The following is a 23,473-nucleotide window of genomic DNA, read 5'->3' on the forward strand; positions in this document are numbered from 1 at the left end:
TATGCATGAGCTCGCAATATCCCTATTCTGGGTACCAGCCGCCTCGACGCGTGGGGAACCGGTCTTCGTCGCGCCCGCAGCCGGTACCACCCCCCAGAGTTACCTACCCCCAAAGTTCTTCCATGGTTACTGCAGGTGTGCAAGGCGGAGGTCAGCCTCCCGCGACGCCGCCCAACCCGCCAGTAGCTGAAAGAACGCCAGAACCACCCCCAGTACCAAGCCGTACAACCCAAGGCTCTGGTGGCTCGAAGGGCCCCGGTTGGGGTGCTTTGATAGCCGCGATGGTGGGTACGGCAGCGATCTCGGTGGGCCTAACGATGGGATTGTCCTTGGGGCCATCGGCAACAGAAGGGAACGCGCAACCTGTTGCCTCGCAGTCAGAAGACCGCACACCAGTTTTCACAGGGGAGATTCCAGACTGGGAAGCGGTAGCTGCTGCGGTGGAACCAGCAACAGTCACTATTTCAGTATCTTCGGGGGAAGCTGGTGGGACAGGTTCAGGAGCAATCATTGACCCCTCGGGTGTCGTCGTTACGAACAACCACGTTGTTGCTACGGTCGCAAATGGCGGAGAGATTTCAGTGACTTTATCGGATGGGCGCGTCTATCCAGCTGAACTTGTAGGAACTGACCCCACTACGGACTTAGCTGTGATCCGGATGCTTGGGGAACCGCAGGACCTGGTCGCAGTAAACCTTGCCTCTTCAGAGAGTCTTAAGGTGGGGGAACCCGTCATGGCTATAGGTGCGCCTTTAGGGCTATCTGGAACCGTTACTACGGGAGTGATTTCAGCCCTTGATCGGCCCGTTGCGGTCTCCGGTGATGGCGAGGGATCCGAACCAGTGATCACCAATGCAATCCAGGTGGATGCAGCGATCAATCAAGGCAACTCTGGTGGGCCTCTATTCGACCCAACAGGGGCTGTCATCGGTATCAACTCTTCGATCGCCTCGCTCAGCAATTCTGCAGAAACAGCTGGTTCCATTGGGCTGGGGTTTGCTATACCCGTAGACCTAGTAAAGTCGGTAACGCAACAGATTCTTGAAACTGGGACGGTAAAGCATGCTCTGTTAGGTGTGACTATCGGCTCGGGAATCGCGGAAGTCGAAGGTACCAGTCAAGTCGGGGCGGTAGTTGGTGAGGTGAATCCGGGCAGTGCTGCTGAAGAAGCTGGGCTTCGTCCCGGGGACGTGATCGTTGGCCTCGACGGGCATCCTGTTGTCTCGGGACCTTCACTCACCGGGTACGTGCGCAGGTATGTTGCAGGCGATCAAGTCACTCTCGATGTCGTCCGTGACGGTGTAAAACAGCAGGTTCCCGTTATTCTCCAGGAAAAATAGGGGGTTAATCCTCAAGCTGTAGTGCTTCCAGCACCGGCCGCATTTTTGCCCGGGTCTCTGCCAGCTCGACTGCCGGCACAGAGTCGGGCATAATGCCGCCTCCCGCAAATACACGAATGCTCTTGCGATCATCAGTGAGTTGACCGCATCTCAGCGCTATACCAAATTCGCCGTCGCCAGTCCCGTCGACCCAACCAACCGGGCCGGAATACCTGCCGCGCTGAGTTCCCTCTATCGTTTCCAGAATGTTGTATGCGAGGGTTGTCGGTGTCCCACATACTGCAGCAGTGGGGTGAAGGGCGTGGATAACATCAAGCACACTGGCATTTGGAATCGAGGCGGTCACGTCGGTCGCCAAGTGTGTGACATTCGGTAGGTCCAGTATCGTCGGTTCCTGTGGAACCTCCAGCGAGTCGGAGAGGGGCGACAACGCGCGTGCCACTGACTCGACAGCAAAGTGATGCTCGCTGCGGTCTTTGAGAGAGCCTAAGAGTTCAGCGCCGTTGCCCGGTTCGCTGGTTCCTGCCAGCACTCGAGATGTCACGGTGTCTCCCCGTTTAGCTGCCAGCATCTCTGGTGTAGCTCCTACCAAACCCGCTACTGAATACACCCATGTGGTGGGGTATAGGTCGTGGAGGCGCTGAGCTAAGAATCGCTCGTCAATGGGGGTTGCCGAGGAAATCACCATGTCTCGTGTAAGCACAACCTTGGCTGCGGCACCCGACTTGAGGAGGGCGATTAAACGCCGCACTGCATCTTCCCATTGGCTCTGTGTCATTCGACCCGGCGCCGTCCACAATCCTGCGGGTGCGGTCACAGGCTCCCTCGATACATTGACCTCGTGCTGAGGTGAGGGTGGCTCCTCGTCGACAGCACATGTGAGTATGCGAGTTCCTTGGTTGTCACGAACAATAGCAACGCGGGGGACAACCAAGTAGCTGGTCGAATGGGATCCGAATGCGAAAGATGCCAACGCAATGGGCACCCCTCCAACCGCAGAATCGGCAATTTCCTTCCAAGCAGATGATGCCTCGCGGATCGCGTGCCGACCTGAGAATTCCAAGCGGAGTGCTTCACCCCAGCCCACTATCTGTCTTTTGTCGCCTACCCAGCACAGTAGGTTCCCAGGCCTGGGCGCCAGATTCAGCAGGTTTTCTGGGGCATCGTGGAATTCTTCTGCGCGGATTTGCAACTGCACGGCACTCTCCTTTTGACGTAATGTAATCATCCTAATGGCGAGCTTGCCATAATAGGACTATGACAAACAGTGAAGCCCGTGCAGACCTATCGAAAAACCCTGGCGATGTTGCCGCAATGTTTGACCAGGTAGCACCACGTTATGACGTGATGAACGATGTATTATCGGCAGGGCAAGTTTACATTTGGCGTCGCGCAACGGTGAACGCAATAGCCCCCGAGAGAGGGCAAGACATTCTCGATCTTGCGGCAGGAACGGGCACTTCGTCGCATGCTATTGCTCAGTCAGGAGCATACGTTATTGCCTGCGATCTGTCGGAGGGGATGATCGAGGTCGGTCGGCAGCGATTTCCCACACTGAATTTCGTTCAGGGTGATGCAACAGACTTACCGTTTGCTGATGACCAGTTCGATGCAGTCACTATCAGTTTCGGGATACGCAATGTGCAGGACACTCGGCGGGCTTTACGTGAAATGCTTCGAGTGACGAAACCTGGCGGTCGACTGGTTGTGTGCGAGTTTTCGACTCCTGAAAACCCAGCGTTTCGGTCTCTCTACCGTTTCTATTTGGGGCAGGTTCTTCCGCGCATCGCCAAGATTGCCTCCAGCGATGGTAGTGCCTACGAGTACTTGATGGAATCAATCATTGATTGGCCACATCAGCTTGATTTTGGCCACACTATCGAGGAAGCGGGATGGAAAAATGTGGAATACCGCAGTCTCTCTGGAGGGATAGTTGCGCTGCATCGCGCATTCAAACAGTAGTAGCTAAGCATCTGTTCCCGCATCCTGGGCGTTACGGTAACTGACGGAGCGGCATGCGGCCCGGCGTACAGTTTTATGGCCCCGTACGTGGCTGGGATAGGATGGGCGGGTGTCCACAACCAAAGCTATTTCGCATATTGACGCGGACGTCATCATTGTCGGAGGAGGACCCGGAGGGGCCTCAGCGGCCTACCACATGGCTCAAGCTGGCATTGACGTGGCAGTCCTTGACCGAGCCTCGTTTCCCAGAGATAAAGTATGCGGTGATGGCCTCACCCCTGCAGCTGTAGCCGAACTGGTACATATGGGGATCGATTTTTCCTCATGGGCTCACAACCAAGGTCTCCATGTCATTGGTGGCGGACATAGTCTGTATTTTGATTGGCCCGATCAGATGACCCGACCCAACTTCGGGTTGGCTCGGCCCCGTATGCAGCTTGATGCAACACTGATTGAAAAAGCGCAGCGCGCTGGCGCCCGACTTTATGAAAACCATAATGTGTTCGAAGCCGTACAGGATTCACTGGGCAGAGTCGTTGGTGTGAAAGCTCGAGTCGGACGTGGTGCAGGTGCCAGAGAAGTCTCAGCTAGCGCGCGGCTGGTTGTTGACGCGGGTGGCGTGGCGGGGCGACTGTCCACCAGTCTAGGGATAGAAAAGAAAATAAACCGTCCCCTGGGAGTTGCGGCTCGCACGTATTTTAAGAGTCCACGGGCTGACTATGGGTGGATGGAATCGCATCTCGAACTCTGGAGTGGAAAGCCAGGAGAATCTGAGCTCCTACCGGGCTACGGGTGGATTTTCCCGCTAGGCGACGGCTTGGTCAATGTGGGACTTGGTTCGGTGTCCTCAACAGCGAATGCCACCCAGATCCCGTATAAGCAAGTCTTCGGTCAGTGGGTTGCCAATCTTCCTGAGGAATGGGGTTTTACTCCTGAGAATCAGGTGGGACCGCTGCGGTCCGCAGCTCTTCCCATGGCGTTCAACCGTAAGCCCCACTATTCTTGCGGATTTGCTGTAGTAGGGGATGCAGGTGGCATGGTTTCACCTTTCAATGGTGAAGGTATCGCCCCCGCAATGAAAGCTGGCAGAATACTGGCTCAAGCCGCCGCGGAAGCGCTCATTCGGACTAGCCGCGTGAGCTTCGATCGAGCGATGTTGGTCTATCCTCATGAATTAGTTAACGAGTATGGAGGTTATTACTCGCTAGGTAGGGTGTTCGTGAAACTCATAGAAAACCCTCAGATCATGCGGATTTGCACAAACTACGGTTTGCCACGGCGTAGGCTAATGAAGTTGGTCAATAAACTACTCTCGGATGGCTATGAGAGAAAGGGCGGTGACGCGGATGATCGTCTCATCGCAACATTGGCCACGTTGGTACGCAAGGTATAAGGATCGGGAGAGAAGATGACTAACCCGTATGTCCCGCTGCTCATCATGGCCGCGGTGGCGTTCTTGGTCTCTCTTGGCGGACTAGGCGCTTCGGCGATCCTTGGCCCCAGACAGAAGAACAGGGTCAAGGCACAAAACTATGAGTGCGGTATTGACCCCAGCCCCGTGCATCTTGAGGACGGGCGCTTCCCTGTGAAGTACTACCTAGTGGCGATGACCTTCATCGTCTTTGATGTAGAGGTCGTCTTTCTCTACCCCTGGGCTGTATCTTTTGGACTTTTGGGACCATTTGGATTGATCACGGCACTGGTTTTTATCGCTTTGATCACGGTTCCGCTGATCTACGAACTCCGTCGTGAAGGGTTGGAGTGGACATAAATGGGTATTGAAGAAAAGCTCCCTTCGGGAGTAGCGCTCACCAGTATCGAAAAGGTGCTGGGACTGGCGCGCAAATACAGCCAATGGCCCGTCACAATGGGGCTTGCCTGCTGCGCTATTGAGATGATGGCAGGTGGAACTCCTCGTTTTGACATGTCACGTTTTGGACTGGAAGTGTTCCGCGCCAGCCCGCGACATTCAGACTTGATGATCGTATCTGGACGCGTGTCACAAAAAATGGCTCCCATCGTCCGCAATGTGTATGACTCTATGCCAGAACCCAAATGGGTAATCTCTATGGGGGCTTGTGCCTCCTCGGGCGGTATGTTCAACAACTACGCTATTGTCCAGGGAGTCGACCACATTGTCCCTGTTGATGTGTATCTTCCTGGATGCCCCCCGCGTCCAGAAGCCTTGATCCACGCTGTTCTTACTCTGCGTGAACAAATCGGAAAAGAACCTCTCGGTGTCCATCGTGAAGAAATCGCACGGGCAGCTGAGAAGGCCGCATTAGAAGCCACTCCGATCCACAGTATGAAGGGACTGCTGGCGTGAGCGAAGAAATCGAGAATATCGATCCGCAGGATGAAACATCATTACAGCGACCTCCTTCCGTATTCGAGCAGCCCGAAGTTATCTCGGTACGTCACGGGTCATTCGGTGTGATCGATGATGGTGATACCACAGGATTTGGTGGCCTGGTTGAAACCTTCAGTCTTCCGGGTGCATCACCTCGCCCATATGGTGGGTGGTTCGATGAGGCTGTCGACGTCATCGAAGAACTACTCACGACTGACGGCATCGCTAGAGATGAGGCGATCGAAAAAATCGTCGTCAACGGCGACGAACTTATCATCACAGTTCCACGGGAGCACCTGCGTACGATTGCACGCTACTTGCGTGATGACCAAGACCTTCGTTTTGAAATGTGTCTAGGGATTTCGGCCGTGAACTATCCGGGCGATGCAGGACGAGAATTTCATGGCCTCTACCCGTTCCGTTCCTTCACTCATAAACGCGTGATATTTGTAGAAACTACCTGCCCAGATGAGGATTGTTGGCTTCCCAGTATCGTTGATATCTATCCGGGTAATGATTGGTCTGAACGCGAAGCATGGGATCTGATGGGTATTGTCTTCCGCGGCCACCCGTCCCTCACACGCATTGAGTTGCCCTCTGATTGGGTGGGGCACCCGCAACGCAAGGACTACCCACTGGGCGGCATTCCCATCGAATACCGTGGTGCAACTGTGCCACCGGTCGATACCAGGAGGTCATACAACTGATGGCGGATTTTAAGGCCACAGCTGGTGGCGAACAGATCAATGTTGACGACTATGCAGATATTCTCGCTCAAGGTGGGGACTGGGAAGATGTCCTTGACGAGATTCGTAAGATCACTAGTGAACGCATAGTTCTCAATATGGGCCCCGTTCACCCTTCGACTCACGGGGTTATTCGTCTGATTCTTGAACTTGATGGGGAAACCGTACGCGATACTCGCGTCGATATCGGCTATCTCCACACGGGCATAGAGAAAAACATGGAGTTCCGCACGTGGACTCAGGGCGTGACCTTCTGTACCCGCATGGACTACGTAGCCCCATTTTTCCAGGAAGTGTCCTATTGTTTGGCGGTCGAAAAACTTCTAGGTATCACCGACCAGATTCCAGAACGCGCAACACTTATCCGTGTGCTCCTCATGGAACTCAACCGAATCGCCAGTCACATTGTTGCGATTGGGACAGGTGGCAACGAACTTGGTGCCACGACTTTGATGACGATTGCTTTCAGAGGCCGTGAAGAAATACTGAGGATCTTTGAGAGGATCACCGGTCTGCGCATGAACCACGCGTTTGTGCGCCCTGGTGGTGTTCCTATGGATCTGCCGGAAGGTACAGTGGACTATATTCGTCCGCTGCTTGACAAGGTACGGCGAGACATCGGTGAGCTCTTCGACATCGTCGCTGAGAATCCAATCTTCCACAAGCGTTTCAAGGGCGTCGGTCATTTGTCCATGTCAGCCATGATGGCACTTGGCGTCACTGGCCCATCTCTAAGAGCCGGTGGTTTAGCGACTGACCTGCGTAAAGACGCGCCCTATTGCGGGTACGAAGACTTTGACTTTGATGTTCCCACTCGAGACTCTTCTGATGCCTTCAACCGGGCAATGGTTCGTTTCGAAGAGTGCTATCAGTCGATTCGCATCGTTGACCAGGTACTCAAACGTCTTGAGGACACTGAGGGCGCACCGGTGATGGTTGCCGATAAGCATATTGCTTGGCCCGCGCAACTATCTGTTGGCACTGACGGCCAGGGTAACAGTCCCGCACATATCCAAGAGATTATGGGCGAATCGATGGAGTCACTCATCCACCATTTCAAGCTGGTGACCGAGGGATTCCGCGTTCCGGCCGGACAGACATACCAAGAAGTAGAACACGCCAAAGGAATCTTGGGCACGCACTTGGTTTCAGCTGGTGGTACCCGCCCATTCCGCGCTCACTTCCGCGACCCATCCTTCAATAACTTACAGGCTATGGCAGTCGCAACCGAAGGCGGACAATTGGCTGATGTCGTCGTTACATTGGCGTCTCTCGACCCCGTTGCTGGAGGTGTGGACCGATGAGTTATTCACATGAAGTAGAACAGCAGCTGCGAAAAGATGCGGCTGAGGTAATAGCGAGGTATCCAGAGGGTCATGCGCGTTCGGCGTTGCTTCCCCTGCTGCATCTGGTGCAGTCGGTAGATGGTTACGTGAGTCCTGATGGTATTGCCCTCATCGCAGAAATCCTTGATCTCTCTCAGGCACAGATTTCAGCAGTGGCGACGTTCTACACGCAGTTCAAGAAGCACCCGAATGGTGAATACAACGTGGGCGTATGCACAAATGCACTATGTGGGATTTTGGGCGGAGACCAGATTTACGAGGCACTTTCAAATCACCTCGGAATTCACCACGACGAAACCACCGAAGACGGGAAAATTACTCTTGAAAAACTAGAGTGCAATGCGGCATGTGACTATGCGCCGGTCATCATGGTCAATTGGGAGTTCTTCGACAACCAAAATCCAGATTCGGCTGTGGAACTAGTGGAATCTCTAGAAAACGGCAAGCCCGTAGCGCCCACGCGTGGTCCGGATTCTCTGCGCACGTTCAAAGAAGTGAGTCGTACTTTGGCAGGCTTCAGGGATGGGTTGGCGAATCAAGGTCCATCGGCTGGCCCCCAGAGTCTCCGTGGCCTCGACGTGGCGAGGAATCACGATTGGAAAGCTCCAGAGTTTGTAGCTGAAGAGGCAGGCAAATGATCGACGTCTTTACCGCTCCCAGTCCACTCACCCCGGCTTTGACCGAGCGGTGGGGGAGTGAAGAGTCTTGGACTCTCAAAGCGGCCCTCGAGGCGGGGGCGTACACGGGCTTACGCAAAGCTGAATCCATGCAGCCATCTGAGATTACCGAGTTTGTGAAGTCCTCAGGTATTCGTGGTCGAGGAGGCGCGGGATTCCCCACTGGCATGAAGTGGTCCTTCCTTCCCCCCGACGATGGTCAACCGCGGTATTTGGTAGTCAATGCGGATGAGTCAGAGCCTGGAACATGCAAGGACATTCCTCTCATCATGGCCGATCCTCATCTGCTGATCGAAGGCATTGCGATTGCCAGTAAGGCAATCAACTGCAAGCATGCATTCGTCTACCTGCGTGGCGAAGTTGTGCACGTCTACCGGCGTCTCCTCGAGGCTGTTGCCGAGGCGACAGAATCTGGCCTGCTGGGAGACCTGAGAATCACCGCGCATGCTGGTGCGGGCGCCTATATTTGTGGTGAAGAAACGGCGCTTTTGGATTCGTTGGAAGGGCGTCGCGGACACCCACGGTTGAAGCCTCCGTTCCCTGCGGTAGCAGGCCTCTATCAACGTCCTACAGTTGTCAACAATGTCGAGACTATTGCCGATGTTGCTCTGGTATTTCGTCATCATGACGGCTGGTACCCGACTATGGGCACTGAAAAGTCTAAAGGCTGCGGTCTCTTTTCCGTGTCCGGGCATGTCAAAAACCCGGGACAATTTGAGGCACCCTTTGGCGTCACGATGCGCGAACTTCTTGAATATGCTGGTGGAGTCAGAGACGGTCACCGGTTGAAGTTCTTCACTCCCGGAGGTTCGTCAACACCTCTTTTCACCGAAGAAGACCTTGATGTTCCCCTCGATTATGAAGCCGTTGCAGCTGCGGGTTCGATGCTGGGAACGCGCGCGCTGATGGTATTCGATGAAACGACGTCAGTTGTGCGCACGATCCTCAAATGGACAGAGTTTTATCAGCATGAGTCTTGCGGCAAATGTACGCCGTGCCGTGAAGGAACGTATTGGCTCAAACAAGTAATGCTCCGTCTTGAGGCAGGCAAGGGGCGGCAGGGCGATATTGATCTACTTGATGAAATCGCCAACAATATCTTCGGACGCAGCTTCTGTGCTCTAGGCGACGCAGCCGCTACTCCCATCAAGTCAGCGATCAAACACTTCCGCGATGAATTTGAAGCTGGACTTACTACTCCTGCATGGGAGCTATTCCCTTATGAGAAATCAACCAACTTTGCGAAGGGAGACGCCAAGTGAGTGATCAAATTGAGTTGATCATTGATGACGTTCCCGTCACCGTTGACCCGGGCACCCTCATTATTCGCGCCGCGGAAAAGAGCGGGGTGAGAATCCCTCGTTTCTGTGATCATCCCTTACTGAAGCCAGTCGCGGCATGTCGCCAGTGTCTGGTGGAAGTGGGAACTCCTGATCGTGAGGGAAACCTGCGGATGATGCCCAAGCCTCAACCGGCGTGTGCTATTCCCGTGAGTCCCGGCATGGTGGTGAAGACTCAAGACACCTCGGAAGTAGCCAAGAAAGCTCAAGAGGGTGTGATGGAGTTTTTGCTCATCAATCACCCGCTTGATTGTCCGATTTGCGATAAGGGCGGCGAGTGCCCTTTGCAAAATCAGGCGATGACTGAAGGCAGGCCCAAAGCGCGTTTTGCCGATGCGAAGCGTACATATCCCAAGCCCATGCGCCTTACCTCGCAAATCATGCTTGACAGGGATCGCTGTATCCTCTGCCAACGTTGCGTGAGGTTCGGCAAAGAAATTCCTGGGGACGTCTTTATCGACTTGCAGGGCCGCGGCGGCGGGACTGCACCGACTGACGATCATGTCTTCGTTGGTGAACAGATCGGCACATTTGATGCAGAAGTCCTTGGCTTCTACGTCCCAGATGTCGATGGACCTGAGCGTACGGATATTTCAGGCCCCTATGGGCGTGAAGGCATCATCTCTTCGGTCTATTCGGGACCGCAAAAGAAGTCGGATAAAGACCTTTCGGGACGCACCTTTGCCAGCTACTTCTCTGGCAACGTGATTCAGATTTGCCCCGTCGGTGCACTCACCGCGTCGTCCTATCGTTTCCGCGCCCGTCCTTTCGATCTGGTTTCCACGCCTTCTATTTCCGAGGCGGATGCTTCGGGTTCGGCTATTCGCGTCGATATTCGCCGCGGTGAGGTTGTACGCCGTTTGGCTGGCAATGAACCAGAGGTCAATGAGGAATGGATTACCGACAAAGATCGTTTCGCATTCCACTGGGCTGAACGCGATCGCATGGCCACACCGCTGGTGCGCGAAAACGGGCAATTGGTGCCCACCTCGTGGTCTGATGCTCTCGACCGGGTGGCACGTTCACTCAAGAATGCGGAAGGACCAGTCGGTCTTCTTCCTGGTGGCCGCCTCACTTTTGAAGATGCCTGGGCCTGGTCGAAGTTTGCCCGCCTAGCTCTTGGCACCAACAACATTGATGCGCGTTGGCGTGAGCAGTCTGATGAAGAAGCTCAGTTCCTAGCTGCTCGGGTAGCTGGAGAGGGACTTTCCGTCACATACGCAGATGTTGAGACCGCCTCACATGTAGTCCTCATCACACTTGAACCGGAAGATGAATGTGGATCGCTATTCCTACGTTTGCGTAAGAGCGTTGGAAAGCAGAAGATCACGGTAGTTGCGCCATTTGCTTCTAGAGGTTCTGAGAAACTCGACGCGGAGCTCATCCAGGTGTCCCCTGGGCAGGAGCCTGCCGTTGTCGACGCAATGAAGGATTTGGGCGACGGAGCGATCATTCTTGTGGGTGAACGCGCTGCTCGAACGCCTGGGTTACTGAGCGCAGTCGCGCGACTTGCTGATCGGGAAGATGCTCGCCTCCAGTGGGTGCCTCGTCGTTCGGGCGAAAGAGCAGCCGTTGAGGCTGGATTACTTCCTAACCTTCTCCCATTTGGGCGTCCAGTTGGTGACGAAGCAGCGCGTGCAGAGGTTGGTTGGGCTCCCCAGCTGGCTGAGGTTGGCCTCAGTGCTCGCGATATCCTCACGCATGCGAAGACTTTGGTCGTGGGCGGACTCGATCTACGTGACTGGCCTGATCCTGCCTCGGCAAAAGAGGCTTTGAAAGCCGCTGATTTTGTCGTATCTTTGCAGGTACGGCGGTCAGACGCAGAAGAATATGCCGATGTCATTTTGCCGGTTGCACCTCCAGTCGAAAAGAATGGCACATTTATTAACTGGGAAGGTCGACTCCGTCCCTTCGGTCAGGCATACGCTGCGCGTTCTCTCACTGATCGTGATGTTCTTACCAAGCTCGCCCTGGAAATGGGAGTTGACTTGGGAACAGAGACTCTTACAGATGTGTACAGCGAAGCAAACCCGTTGATGGAATGGAATGGCGAGCGCGTCGCCGATCCATCCGTCCAGCCACAACACGATGAGAGCTCGGAACTACGCGTGGTATTCCATAAGCCTTCGGTCGATCTTGGAATCTTGCAAGACGGCGCTGACGATCTACGCAGTTCCGCGAGGGTACCGGTAGCCCTTGTATCACCGGCGACACTGGAAAGAATCGGCGCGGCAGAAGATGACGATGTCACTGTCAAGGGCCCTCGCGGATCGGTCGTTGTGCCGATCGAATCTGCGGATATGCCTGACGACGTGCTTTGGCTACCTGAATGTTCCTTCGGGAATGGGGTTCATGCGGACCTCGCCGAATACGGAGATATCGTGGAGGTGTCACTGTGATCCTCGCAGCAACTGGAGTACAAGCCGACTTCACCCAAGAAACGTGGTGGATAACGCTGATCAAGGCGTTGTTCATCATCGTCTATCTCATTGCTTCGGTCATTATGGCTCTATGGGTGGAGCGTCGAGGCTTAGCACGCATGCAGACCAGGCCAGGTCCGAACGTGGCGGGTCCTCTAGGCCTGTTCCAGGCTTTTGCTGATGCTGGCAAGCTCCTCTTTAAAGAGGATATTTGGACAAGCCGCGCAGACAAGTTCATGTATCTCCTCGGCCCAACGGTGATGGCTTTTACCGCTTTCTCGGTCTTGGCAGTCATCCCCATGGGACCAAATGTCAGCCTGTTTGGACACTCTTCGCCATTGCAGTTAGCAGATACCCCGGTTGCAGCTCTCTATATCTTGGCAATGACCTCGCTTGGGCTTTACGGAATCGTGCTAGGGGGCTGGTCGGCCAGATCAACCCTTCCACTTTACGGAGCCGTGCGGTCCTCAGCTCAGGTAATTTCCTATGAACTTTCTATGGGGCTCGCACTTGTTTCGGTATTCCTTATGACCGGTTCGATGTCAACATCGGAGATTGTTTCGACGCAGACCACGCTGTGGTGGTGTCTACCTCTCTTTCCGGCTTTCGTAATTTACTTGATCTCTATGGTTGGTGAAGTCAACCGTCTTCCCTTCGACCTGCCTGAAGCTGAAGGCGAATTGGTCGCGGGACATATGACAGAGTATTCATCAATGAAATTCGGTTGGTACTACTTGGCCGAATACATCAACATGTTGAATGTATCTGCTGTAGCGACGACGATGTTTTTCGGGGGCTGGCATGCTCCATGGCCAGAGGGTCTTATTCCTTTCATGGAAGGCGGCTGGTGGGGAATCTTGTGGTTCACACTGAAGGTGTGGTTCTTCATGTTCCTCATGATCTGGACGCGCGCGACGCTCATGAGATTCCGCTATGACCAGTTCATGAGTCTTGGATGGAAGATACTGATTCCAATCTCCCTGGGCTGGTTGGTTATCGTCGCAGTACAGCAAGGCCTCATGGCTTGGAGCGGTATCAGTCTCCCTGTCATCGTCGCCATCATCGCTGGAGTTGCGATAGTCGCGATCTTCCTTATCTCCTGGCTGGGAGATTCTAAGCCAGTTACTACAGAAGAAGCTGAGGCAGATGAGGTTTTCGATGCCTTTGCAGGAGGTTATCCCGCACCCCCTGTCGGTGACCAGCAGCTACCTCCGTCGCCGCGAGCGGGACGAGCGACAGTAGCGGTTGCAGTAGGGACAGCAGAAGTGTTAGAAGCGTCTGATTCTCAGACACTCCAGTCTAAGGAGCACAGCGATGAGTGACGAAGCGCGGTACGCGCCGGATCAAAAAGGAGCCATCGGTTCGATATTTGCTCCTGTCGCCGGCTACGGGGTGACAATTAGTTCTTTTTTCCGGCCCACAGTCACCGAGCAGTATCCTCGGGAACCTGCCCGGGTCATGCCTCGGTTCCATGGAAGACATCAGCTCAACATATATCCTGATGGCCTCGAAAAATGTATCGGTTGTGAACTGTGTGCATGGGCGTGCCCTGCTGATGCCATATTGGTCGAAGCAGCGAGCAACACACCCGACCATCAAATGAGCCCTGGCGAACGCTACGGCCGCGTTTACCAGATCAACTATTTGCGCTGTATATTCTGCGGGTTTTGTATTGAGGCATGCCCGACGCGTGCCTTGACGATGACAAATGACTTTGAATTGTCCGATTACACCCGGTTGGACGAAATCTATGACAAGGATCGTCTTCTTGCACCTCTTCCTGAGGGCGCTGTCGCTGCGCCTCATCCAATGGTTGAAGGCATGAACGATGGTGACTATTACCGGGGTGAAGTCACCGGACCAACTCAAGCACAGATCGATTGGGTGCGTGAGCATCGTCCTGAGGATCCGAGCCTCAAGACGGCTAAGGCTACTACCGACGAGGGAGATGCCAAGTGAATCCTATTCCTGAGGCCGCTATGTGGCCACAGATGAGCGGCATCGGAGAGGCACTCCTCTTCTGGTGCGTTGCCACCATCATGGTGGTCGCTGCTTTGGGTGTTCTGTTCCTCAAAAGGGCGGCGTACGCAGCGCTATGCATGGTAGTGGTAATGCTTGGTGTCGCGGTGTTGTATTTTGCATTGCAGGCCCCATTCAATGGGGTTGTTCAGGTCGTTGTCTACACCGGCGCGATCATGATGCTATTCCTCTTCGTCATCATGATGATCGGTCTTTCAGCGCGTGATGGCTTCGAAGAACAACGCCCCGGCTACATCATCACCGCTGTCATACTTGGCATCGCATTGGCTGGACTAGGTATCGCAATTGTCCTCCATTCGACAGTCACTGGTCCTGGAACAATCGACGTTGATCCTTATTCCAATGGGCCTGTTACCGGATTGGCAACAGAGCTATTCGCCAACCATTGGCTCACCATTGAACTGGCAGCAATGCTATTGGTGACTTCGGCTGTTGGCGCAGTCTTGATGACGAACTCAGATCGTTTGCGTCCAAAGTTCACTCAGCGTGCTGCTGCTGAAGCTCGCATGAAAGAGTACGCAACCAAAGGCGCTCACCCGGGACAGATACCTGCCCCTGGTGTATACGCGACGTCCAACGCGGTTGACAATCCCGCAATATCGGGTGACACCGGCACAATCGTCGAAGAGTCGATTCCTCGTGTATTGCGAGTACGTGGGCTAGGCAAACCGATGGGTGCGCTAGAACCAGAAGTGACCAAGTCCTTGCAATTGGCAAAGGCTGGTCGTGACCAAGACACGCTGTGGGCTGAGAAGACAATTGTTCCTCAGTCAAGAGCTTGGGGGATGCCCGGCGACAAAGCCCCCCAAGGTCTCAAACAGGTTGTCAAGAACCAAGGAGGCGACCAATGAGCCTGATGTGGTACATCGTCTTGGCATTCATACTCTTTGCTATTGGAGGCGTCACCGTTGTGGTGCGCAAGTCAACCATCATTCAGCTCATGGGAGTAGAAATGATGTTGAATTCGGCAAATCTTGTCTTTATCGCGTTTTCTCGGATTCACGGAACGATGAGCGGACAAGTTATGGCTTTCTTTGTGATGGTCGTTGCTGCGGCCGAGGTCGTGATTGGGTTAGCGCTCATCGTGGCAATCTTCAAATCTCGCGCAAATACCGATGTTGACGACATCGTCACGCTGAAGCACTGAGAGGAGTGACAGTGATAAGTTTTCTTCCCGCTGCTTCTGAGAGTGCGGTGCAATACGCAGACGTGGCATCTCCACAGGGGGCAGCCAATATCGCCTGGCTGATGTTTGTCGTTCCCGCAGTTGTTGCGGGTATCCTGCTTATTCTTGGTAAACGCACTGATAGGTGGGGGCACTGGCTGGCAGTAGCAGCCTCGTGGTTCAGTTTCATTTTAGGTGCGGTCATCCTCATTCAAATGCTGGCATTGCCAGCTGGCGAGAGACGGATGAACATTAATCTTTTTGAATGGATTCCGGCTGGCGAATTCCGTGTCAACTTCGGAATGCTGGTCGATCCACTTTCCATGACATTCGTGATGCTGGTGACCTTCGTCGGCTCACTTATCTTGGTCTACTCCGTTGGCTACATGGAACACGACCCGGCAAGGCGACGTTTCTTTGCGTATCTCGCGCTCTTCATTGCTTCCATGTTGATCTTGGTCTTGGGTAATTCCTATGCCACGCTCTTCCTGGGATGGGAAGGCGTAGGTCTCTGTTCCTATTTACTCATTGGGTTCTGGAACCAGATTCCTGAGAATGCGACAGCGGCCAAGAAGGCTTTCATCATGAACCGTGTCGGAGACATGGGTTTACTGGCTGCCATGATGGCGATGGTGGCCTCGTTCAATTCAGTTGATTTCACTGCGGTAAATGAAGGCATTGCCTCGGCCGGAAGCACCACGGCAACAGTAATCGGCTTGTTCCTCCTCTTGGCTGCTTGCGGTAAATCAGCCCAGTACCCGTTGCAGGCATGGCTTGGTGACGCTATGGCAGGCCCAACACCGGTTTCTGCGCTCATCCACGCGGCAACAATGGTGACCGCCGGTGTGTATCTAGTCGTTCGATCTGGAATGGTGTTCCTCGCCGCTCCCGTCGCAATGACAGCGGTAGCCGTGGTAGGACTGATAACCCTGCTGATGGGGGCAATCATCGGTTGCGCTAAAGATGACATTAAAAAGGCACTTGCAGCCTCGACCATGTCGCAAGTCGGATACATGATGCTCGGTGCGGGGCTAGGACCAATCGGATGGGCTTTTGCGATTTTCCACCTCCTCACCCACGGTTTCTTCAAATCTCTCATGTTCCTGGGTGCCGGATCGGTCATGCACGCCCTAGGAGAGCAGACAAATATGCGCCGCTATGGAGCTCTTCGCAAAGTCATGGGAATTACATGGATCACCTTTATGGCCGGATGGTTGGCCATTTTGGGTGTTGCGCCCTTCTCTGGATATTGGTCTAAAGACAGAATTATTGAAGCCGCTTTCGCAGTGGGCAATTTTGCGGGAATGGACGCGCCGTGGCTCGGTTGGGTCTATGGTTTGATCGCGATGTTTGCTGCTGGGCTTACCGCCTTCTACATGTCAAGGCTGTTCTTCATGACATTCAATGGCAAGGCACGGTGGGCCACTGCCAATGGTGAGCCCGCTCAGCCGCATGAATCGAAGCCAATAATGACGGTCCCGCTGATTATCCTCGCGGTATTCGCAGTGGCTTTGGGTGGCATACTTTCATTCGGGGATATCTTCATCACCTGGCTTGCTCCGTCGGTGGGAGAGACTCACCACGCAACGCCAGTGATACCCGTAATCGTCATTCAAATTCTGACCATTGCCCTTGTTGTGGCTGCAGCTATTCTTGCGTGGTTCAAATATGCGCGTGACGAAGTTCCCGTTTATCAACCGGCTGGAAATGCTCTTACCCAGGCTGCACGGGCTGACTTCTACCAAGACAAGTTCAATGAGGCAGTATTCATGACTCCCAGCATTGATGTGATGAAGGGTGTCACAGCCGTCGACAGTAAGGGGATCGACGGAGCTGTGAATGGTGTTTCGTGGCTCATGCGTAAGGTCGGAAGTATCCTGTCACGCACCGAGTCTGGTTACGCGCGCGCCTACGCGGGCTACATATTGGGCGGAGTCGTCATCGTCCTGGCAATCGCCCTAGGCATCAGGCTCTAAGGGCGGGAGGAAGTAAATGGTACCTATGTGGACTGATATTCCGTGGCTCACCATCATGGTGGCAATCCCAGCGTTAACTGCTTTACTATTGGCGGTTTTTCCTGCACTGCGCGCACATGGCCGTACAGTTGCCGTGATCGTCGCTGTGGTTGAGCTAGTTCTTGCTATCGTGGTGGCTTTCAATTTCGATTGGGCAGCAGCTGGTAGCTTCCAATTTGTCCAAGCGTGGGAGTGGATCCCTGGGCTCGGAATCTCCTGGGCTCTTGGCGTTAATGCTTTGGGATTAGTGATGATCCTTTTGGCAGCCGTGTTGGTTCCGCTCGTCCTGATCGCTACGCCACAGGGCGATGCGCGTCGCGAAGGCGGATACGCGGCATGGATCCTTTTGCTGTACGCCTTCATCGTTCTCATTTTCAGCGCCTACGATGTCGTGTTGTTCTATATTGCGTTTGAGGCAATGCTGATACCTCTTTACTTCATGATCGCAGGCTATGGTCTAGGCTCACGTTCTCGCGAAGCTGGTATGAAACTGCTGATCTACTCGCTTCTAGGCGGCTTGGTCATGCTGGGCGGTCTTGTTACCATCCTGGGTAACTTTGCTGGTACTGAGAATCTGTTCCGCTACGACACCCTGTCCCAAGTTCTTCCTGGTGCGTCAACGGGAATCCAAATGGCCGTATTCATCACCTTCTTTATTGCTTTCGCAATAAAGGCCCCGATGGTGCCAGTCCATACATGGCTTCCTGACGCGGCTGCTGAAGCACGTCCGGGCACATCAGTCCTCCTAGTTGGGATACTGGACAAAATTGGTACCTTCGGAATGATCATTTTGTGCCTGAACTTCGTTCCAGGGGCAGCCTCCCAGGCACGTTGGACCATCGTGATTCTTGCAGTAGTTTCAATCCTTTGGGGCGGATTCGCCGCGAACGGCCAGAAAGACTTGCTGCGTCTCGTTTCCTTCACATCTGTGTCCCACTTCGGTTTTATGGTGCTCGGTATCTTCATCGGTACTGATATTGCGATGACCGGCGCGATGTTCTATATGGTCGCGCATGGGCTATCGATCGCAGGGCTCTTCCTCATTTCTGGATTCTTGATTGAGCGAGGTGATACCCAGGAAATCGCTGGTTATGGCGGTTGGCAACGGGTTACTCCGGTTTTGGCCGGAACTTGGCTTGTTGCTGGCTTGGCGTCAATTGCATTGCCAGGTCTTTCCGGTTTCGTACCTGAATACCTAGTTTTGATGGGAACTTGGAAAGCTTCAATTCCAGTCGCCCTCTTCGCTGTACTTGGCGTTGTTTTGGCGGCCATGTACATACTTCTTCCTTACCAGCGGATATTTACCGGACCAAAACCAGATATTGATGTTCCAGACCTCACAATCTCACAAAAGACGGTGGTCACTCCTTTGATAGCAGGCATGCTGATATTAGGTATCTGGTCCGCTCCACTGGTGGGAGCGTTACAAGGTGTTACCGAAGCGACGCCATCTGCGCTCTCAGACATAAGCGCCTCGACAAATGAGGGAGGAAACTGAGCATGGAGAGTTTTGTAGCTCCTTCAGTTAACTGGTGGATACTCCTACCGGTCATAGTAGTCTTTGGTGGAGCCGTTATCGGCGTCCTCGTCGAAGCCTTTGTTCCAGTACGGGCAAGAAGAACCACTAACTTCTACTGGTCGGGCCTGGTTGTCTTGGTCGCATTTGTCATTGCGGTCATGCAGTGGTTTGAGTTTTCTGGCGGCGAAGTTTTTACGGGCGAATATGTTGCAGACACTTTGACTTTGTCGCTACAGACAATTCTTTTAGGTGTCTCTTTTATGGCTCTCCTGGTATTCGGTGACCGCTCCGAAATGATGGATGGTGCATTTGCCGCACAACCTGCAGACAGACCGGGTGCCGGTGAAGAAGCTCTTTCCCTTGCCAAGAGATACCAACGCTCAGAGTACTTCCCGCTTTTGCTCTTCGCATTGGGCGGCATGATGATGTTCCCTGCCAGCAACTCTTTGCTGACCATGTTCGTGGCATTAGAAGTTATGTCGCTGCCGTTGTACATCCTTGCGGCGACGGCTCGTAGAGGCAGACTTGCCAGCCAGGAAGCCGGGATGAAGTATTTCCTGTTGGGAGCGTTCGCTTCGGGTTTCTTCCTCATGGGGTCAGCCCTTCTTTACGGATTTTCCGGAGGCAGCCTTCAGCTAGAGGAAATAGCGGGGGCCATCGCTGGTGATTCGTCAATGACTTGGCTTTTAACTGCTGGTGTGTTCCTCGTGATGGTTGGCTTGCTTTTCAAGGTCGCCGTCGTGCCGTTCCACGCGTGGGCGCCGGATGTGTACACTGGTGCACCGACTCCAGTGACGGGCTTTATGGCTGCTGGCGTAAAGATTGCCGCATTTGGAGCAATGCTGCGTTTCTACCAGGTGATTGCAGGAAGGCTCGAATGGGATTTGGGCCTGCTCTTCGCGCTATTGGCCGCCTTCACAATCATTTTGGGTACTGTCGTCGGCCTCGTCCAAAAGGACGTTAAACGTCTGCTGGCGTATTCGTCAATTGCCCATGCAGGGTTCCTCATGATCGGTGTGCTCTCTTTGGTCAATGGCTCTGCAGGCAATGTGGCTTTCTACCTTCTTGCTTACGGTGTCGCCACTATTGGGGCATTTGGGGTAATTACGCTTGTAAGACGCAGTGATAATGCGGGCACTGTTGCGGGCGAAGCTACAGGCTTTGCCGCGTACAGGGGCCTCGTGCACCGGTCACCTTTCCTTGCAGCATCCATGTTGATCTTCTTGCTCTCATTTGCGGGTATTCCTCTTACTTCGGGTTTTGTGGGTAAGTTTGTCGTATTTGCTGATGGGATCGCAGGAGGCCTTGGTTGGCTTGTTGCGATAGCACTGGGTGCTTCGGTAGCCACTGCAGCTTTCTATTTTGCGGTGGTTGCAAGGATTTTCTTCCAGAAACCCGAGCCCGGTGTTGCGGTCGTGCAATCTGAAGGATACACGTCAGTGGCAATTGGATTGGCTGCTATCCTCACTGTTCTTTTGGGGATATGGCCGGCTCCGATTCTCGAAATTTTCAATCAGGTCGTAATCTTGATACCGTGATAATTGATCTTTCCGTCCCGCAAGTCCAGGACCGTGTAGAAACTGATCTCGAGAAGGTAGAGAATCTTCTCCATGTCTGCTCATCTGGACATCGGGGTGTAATTGATCAACTAACGGGACATTTGATCGCTGCCGGAGGGAAAAGGCTCCGTCCTGTACTGACATCAGTATGTGCGGGGCTGGGACCTTCCCCTGACGCTGAGGCTGTGGTGAAGGCTGCGACGGTAGTTGAACTGAGTCATTTGGCGTCGCTGTATCACGATGATGTTATGGATTCGGCTCCGACGAGGCGAGGTGCACCATCTGCTCAACATTTGTGGGGTAATAACCGTGCGATTTTGGCAGGGGACGTCCTCTTCGCTGAGGCCTCCAGCCTCGTTGCTGATTTGGGTCCGGACTCAGCTCGACACCATGCGAAAGCCTTTGAGCGGATGTGTGTTGGACAGCTCAATGAATCTTTCGGTCCTGAGGACGGTGACGATCCGGTCGATTTCTACATCCAGGTGCTAGCCGATAAAACTGGTGCTTTGGTCGCAGAAGCTGCCTACTTCGGTGCCATCCATGCTGGAAGTGATGAGCGGACGGCGCGGGTCGTACAGGATTTTGGAGAGAAAATCGGTGTTGCGTTCCAGATCGCTGATGATGTCATTGACTTGGGGCCTTCGGCTGAAGCTACGGGAAAGACTCCTGGAACAGATTTGCGAGAGGGTGTCCGTACGCTTCCAGTGTTGCTTCTAGAGCGGCAGGAACGCGCCGGAACCCTGGACTCTGAAGGAGCCGCACTCCTGGCGCGGTTACATTCTGATTTGACGTCTGATGCAGCACTTGACGCGGTTGTGTCTGAGCTGAGAGAACATTCAGTAGTTGAAGAAACTCGGGGCCTTGCACAGCACTGGTCAGATGAGGCAGTGAGGGCCCTTGATCCATTGCCAGAGAGCCCGGTGAAAGAAGCATTGGTGGCATTTGCGCATCTGATGGTCAATCGGAACGCATAGCCGATAGCATTTTTCGCGAGCGATTCTGTAGTTTAAATGAGCGAAGTCCCGCGCCTTGGGGGAGTGACGCGGGACTCCAGCTTGCTACCGCATGTTAGGGTCGGTAGCGCAGGTGGGCACGAGCACGCTGTTGACTGGCAGCAACCCGGCGATGCCGGCTCCGGCCCAAGCTTGGGGGTAATGGTACGTGGATGCTTCGTAGCTTCATCGCGCGGCACGAGCGCAGTGATGAGCTGCCCCCATTTGGCATCGAAATCCCCTCCGAAGTCTCCCCAGTGGCCCACCCGAAGGACCACAAAAGACACGATAGTGCTTTTGAAGCGCCTTTGTAAAACAATGTTCGGAAACGGTTACCGTTATGTTACCCCAAGGATGCACTGACCGCTTGCTTTACGTGCGGTAAGAAAAGACGTTAACCAGCTAGGTTGACAGTCAATCGATTATGGATCGAGGTGCTCGCTTGGGTTGTGTGTGTTCTTTATCACATTGCAGCAAACTGGCTTCGAGAACGGTGGATGGCATCCCTGCCGAGTGCCTTTTAGCTAGGTGGAAGGTAGGATGTCGAAGGTAATGTCCAGGGTAAAGAGTGATGAATTGTGAAGATAGCGGTAGTTGGAGCCGGACCAGCCGGCATTTATGCCTCAGATATATTGGCTAAATCGGGGGAAGACGTAGAAATCGATCTCTTCGAACGTCTGCCAGCTCCCTATGGTTTGGTTCGCTACGGTGTAGCACCTGACCATCCGCGCATTAAACAAATTATCTCAGCCCTCTACAAGATCCTGCAACGTGGCGACATCCGCCTCTTAGGTAATGTTGAGGTGGGACGGGACGTTTCTGTTGAAGAACTGCAGGAGCGTTACGACGCTGTAATCATTGCGACGGGCGCAGACAGAGATGCTCCGCTCCCCATACCGGGAGCTGATATGGCTTATGGCGCTGCCGACTTCGTGTCCTGGTATGACGGACATCCTGACTATCCTCGCCATTGGCCTCTTGAAGCGCGGGAAGTAGCAGTCATCGGTGTCGGCAATGTTGCTCTTGATGTGGCCAGAGTGTTGTCGAAGCATCCAGAAGACATTATTACAACCGAAATTCCCGAAAATGTTGCGGAATCCTTGGCGAAGAATCCGGTAACTGATGTCCATGTATTCGGACGTCGGGGTCCTGCCCAAGTGAAATTTACGCCACTTGAACTCCGAGAATTGGGCAAGGTCCCCGGAGTTGATGTCATTGTCTACGAAGATGATTTCGATTTCGATGAGGGATCTCAAGAAGCATTGAGAGCCTCAAAGCAACAGCAGCAGGTGGTCAAGGCGCTCACGCAATATGCGTCTGCAGATCCCAGTGAGCACAATGCCCCCCGACGTATTCACATCCACATGTTCGAGGCGCCAACTGAGATCGTGGGAGAAAACGGCTCTGTTACCGCTTTGAAGACAGAACGCACTGAATTGGTTGGAGACGGGTCGGTGCGGGGCACCGGCGTAATCCGACAGTGGCCAGTACAGGCTGTATATCGGGCTGTTGGGTATTATTCTTCTCCGATCGAAGGCGTTCCCTTTGATGAGAAGCGAGGAGTAGTTCCTAACGACGGAGGAAGGGTTCAGCCGGGATTGTATGCCACAGGATGGATCAAGCGTGGCCCTGTGGGACTCATCGGGTCCACGAAGTCTGACGCCCAAGAGACCATTGCTAACCTTATTGCTGACGCATCCCAGTTTTCTCACTCGGTTGATTCTGACATTGTTGAGCTTCTTGAAGAGCGTGCAGTTCCCTTTACAACATGGCAAGGCTGGGAGTTGCTCGACGCATACGAGCAGAAGCTTGGCGGGGACTATCCCCTGCCAGAGGGCGGCGTCCGCGAGCGAATTAAAGTTGTATCTAGGGATGCAATGACCAAGATTTCGCGTGGGGAAGAGCCCGGAGAAGACCTCATCGGTGTACCGGGTGAGCTCGGGGTCCCCAGCGCCGTTGAGAGGTTCGATGACTATTCCGGCCCGCGTGGATAATAACGTGT

The 23,473-nt window shown here is 53.9% G+C and carries 20 protein-coding genes; 19 read left to right on the forward strand and 1 reads right to left on the reverse strand.

Features of this window, described 5'->3' with window-relative positions; translation table 11 throughout:
* Positions 1-5 precede the first annotated feature (5 nt).
* Positions 6-1,340 carry a S1C family serine protease gene (locus FYJ24_RS00825; protein WP_225871889.1) on the forward strand — a complete coding sequence of 445 codons (1,335 nt, stop codon included), beginning with the start codon at positions 6-8 and terminating at the stop codon, positions 1,338-1,340.
* 4 nt (positions 1,341-1,344) lie between these two features.
* Here the strand turns inward: FYJ24_RS00825 and FYJ24_RS00830 are convergent, their stop codons facing one another.
* Positions 1,345-2,538: an isochorismate synthase gene (locus FYJ24_RS00830; RefSeq protein ID WP_318656406.1), complete on the reverse strand. Its 1,194-nt coding sequence runs from the start codon at positions 2,536-2,538 to the stop codon at positions 1,345-1,347.
* 59 nt (positions 2,539-2,597) lie between these two features.
* Between FYJ24_RS00830 and FYJ24_RS00835 the strand changes: the two genes are divergently transcribed.
* From FYJ24_RS00835 to FYJ24_RS00920, 18 genes are all read left to right on the forward strand, one after another.
* Positions 2,598-3,302, forward strand: coding sequence for a demethylmenaquinone methyltransferase (locus tag FYJ24_RS00835; RefSeq protein ID WP_154542674.1), 705 nt, complete (start codon positions 2,598-2,600; stop codon positions 3,300-3,302).
* Between the two features lie 109 nt (positions 3,303-3,411).
* Positions 3,412-4,695 (forward strand): geranylgeranyl reductase family protein, encoded by a 1,284-nt coding sequence (locus FYJ24_RS00840; protein WP_318656407.1) that lies wholly within the window; start codon positions 3,412-3,414, stop codon positions 4,693-4,695.
* A 15-nt stretch (positions 4,696-4,710) separates the two neighbouring features.
* A complete protein-coding gene (ndhC, locus tag FYJ24_RS00845) occupies positions 4,711-5,073 on the forward strand; it encodes an NADH-quinone oxidoreductase subunit A (RefSeq protein ID WP_154542676.1) in 363 nt (120 codons plus the stop codon).
* Positions 5,074-5,628, forward strand: coding sequence for an NADH-quinone oxidoreductase subunit B (locus FYJ24_RS00850; RefSeq protein WP_154542677.1), 555 nt, complete (start codon positions 5,074-5,076; stop codon positions 5,626-5,628). It abuts the gene before it with no gap.
* Entirely contained in the window at positions 5,625-6,359 is a 735-nt protein-coding gene (locus FYJ24_RS00855) for an NADH-quinone oxidoreductase subunit C (RefSeq protein ID WP_404814682.1), read from the forward strand. The genes FYJ24_RS00850 and FYJ24_RS00855 overlap by 4 nt, the downstream gene beginning before the upstream one ends.
* On the forward strand, positions 6,359-7,702 hold the full coding sequence (locus FYJ24_RS00860; RefSeq protein WP_154542679.1) for an NADH-quinone oxidoreductase subunit D: 1,344 nt from the start codon (positions 6,359-6,361) through the stop codon (positions 7,700-7,702). The genes FYJ24_RS00855 and FYJ24_RS00860 overlap by 1 nt, the downstream gene beginning before the upstream one ends.
* On the forward strand, positions 7,699-8,382 hold the full coding sequence (gene nuoE, locus FYJ24_RS00865) for an NADH-quinone oxidoreductase subunit NuoE (protein WP_154542681.1): 684 nt from the start codon (positions 7,699-7,701) through the stop codon (positions 8,380-8,382). The genes FYJ24_RS00860 and nuoE overlap by 4 nt, the downstream gene beginning before the upstream one ends.
* Positions 8,379-9,683 carry an NADH-quinone oxidoreductase subunit NuoF gene (gene nuoF, locus FYJ24_RS00870; protein WP_154542683.1) on the forward strand — a complete coding sequence of 435 codons (1,305 nt, stop codon included), beginning with the start codon at positions 8,379-8,381 and terminating at the stop codon, positions 9,681-9,683. The genes nuoE and nuoF overlap by 4 nt, the downstream gene beginning before the upstream one ends.
* Positions 9,680-12,160, forward strand: coding sequence for an NADH-quinone oxidoreductase subunit G (locus FYJ24_RS00875; protein ID WP_318656408.1), 2,481 nt, complete (start codon positions 9,680-9,682; stop codon positions 12,158-12,160). Before nuoF ends, FYJ24_RS00875 begins: the two co-directional genes overlap by 4 nt.
* Positions 12,157-13,503: an NADH-quinone oxidoreductase subunit NuoH gene (gene nuoH / locus FYJ24_RS00880; protein ID WP_318656409.1), complete on the forward strand. Its 1,347-nt coding sequence runs from the start codon at positions 12,157-12,159 to the stop codon at positions 13,501-13,503. The genes FYJ24_RS00875 and nuoH overlap by 4 nt, the downstream gene beginning before the upstream one ends.
* On the forward strand, positions 13,496-14,140 hold the full coding sequence (gene nuoI, locus FYJ24_RS00885) for an NADH-quinone oxidoreductase subunit NuoI (RefSeq protein WP_154542687.1): 645 nt from the start codon (positions 13,496-13,498) through the stop codon (positions 14,138-14,140). Before nuoH ends, nuoI begins: the two co-directional genes overlap by 8 nt.
* Positions 14,141-14,160: 20 nt before the next feature.
* The gene (locus FYJ24_RS00890; protein WP_154542919.1) at positions 14,161-15,072 is read left to right on the forward strand and encodes an NADH-quinone oxidoreductase subunit J; all 912 of its coding nucleotides are present in this window, start codon (positions 14,161-14,163) and stop codon (positions 15,070-15,072) included.
* Positions 15,069-15,368 (forward strand): NADH-quinone oxidoreductase subunit NuoK, encoded by a 300-nt coding sequence (nuoK, locus tag FYJ24_RS00895; RefSeq protein WP_154542689.1) that lies wholly within the window; start codon positions 15,069-15,071, stop codon positions 15,366-15,368. Before FYJ24_RS00890 ends, nuoK begins: the two co-directional genes overlap by 4 nt.
* 5 nt (positions 15,369-15,373) lie before the next feature.
* Positions 15,374-17,362: an NADH-quinone oxidoreductase subunit L gene (gene nuoL, locus FYJ24_RS00900; RefSeq protein ID WP_404814683.1), complete on the forward strand. Its 1,989-nt coding sequence runs from the start codon at positions 15,374-15,376 to the stop codon at positions 17,360-17,362.
* A gap of 16 nt (positions 17,363-17,378) precedes the next feature.
* Positions 17,379-18,899, forward strand: a complete 1,521-nt coding sequence (locus tag FYJ24_RS00905; RefSeq protein ID WP_154542691.1) for a complex I subunit 4 family protein — start codon at positions 17,379-17,381, stop codon at positions 18,897-18,899.
* A 2-nt stretch (positions 18,900-18,901) separates the two neighbouring features.
* Complete coding sequence (nuoN, locus tag FYJ24_RS00910; RefSeq protein ID WP_154542693.1) at positions 18,902-20,458, forward strand: NADH-quinone oxidoreductase subunit NuoN; 1,557 nt, start codon at positions 18,902-18,904, stop codon at positions 20,456-20,458.
* Entirely contained in the window at positions 20,404-21,453 is a 1,050-nt protein-coding gene (locus tag FYJ24_RS00915) for a polyprenyl synthetase family protein (protein ID WP_154542695.1), read from the forward strand. The genes nuoN and FYJ24_RS00915 overlap by 55 nt, the downstream gene beginning before the upstream one ends.
* Before the next feature lie 596 nt (positions 21,454-22,049).
* Entirely contained in the window at positions 22,050-23,465 is a 1,416-nt protein-coding gene (locus tag FYJ24_RS00920) for an FAD-dependent oxidoreductase (protein WP_318656410.1), read from the forward strand.
* The last annotated feature ends 8 nt before the right edge of the window (positions 23,466-23,473 follow it).

It is taken from the genome of Scrofimicrobium canadense (assembly GCF_009696615.1).
Lineage (GTDB): Bacteria > Actinomycetota > Actinomycetes > Actinomycetales > Actinomycetaceae > Scrofimicrobium > Scrofimicrobium canadense.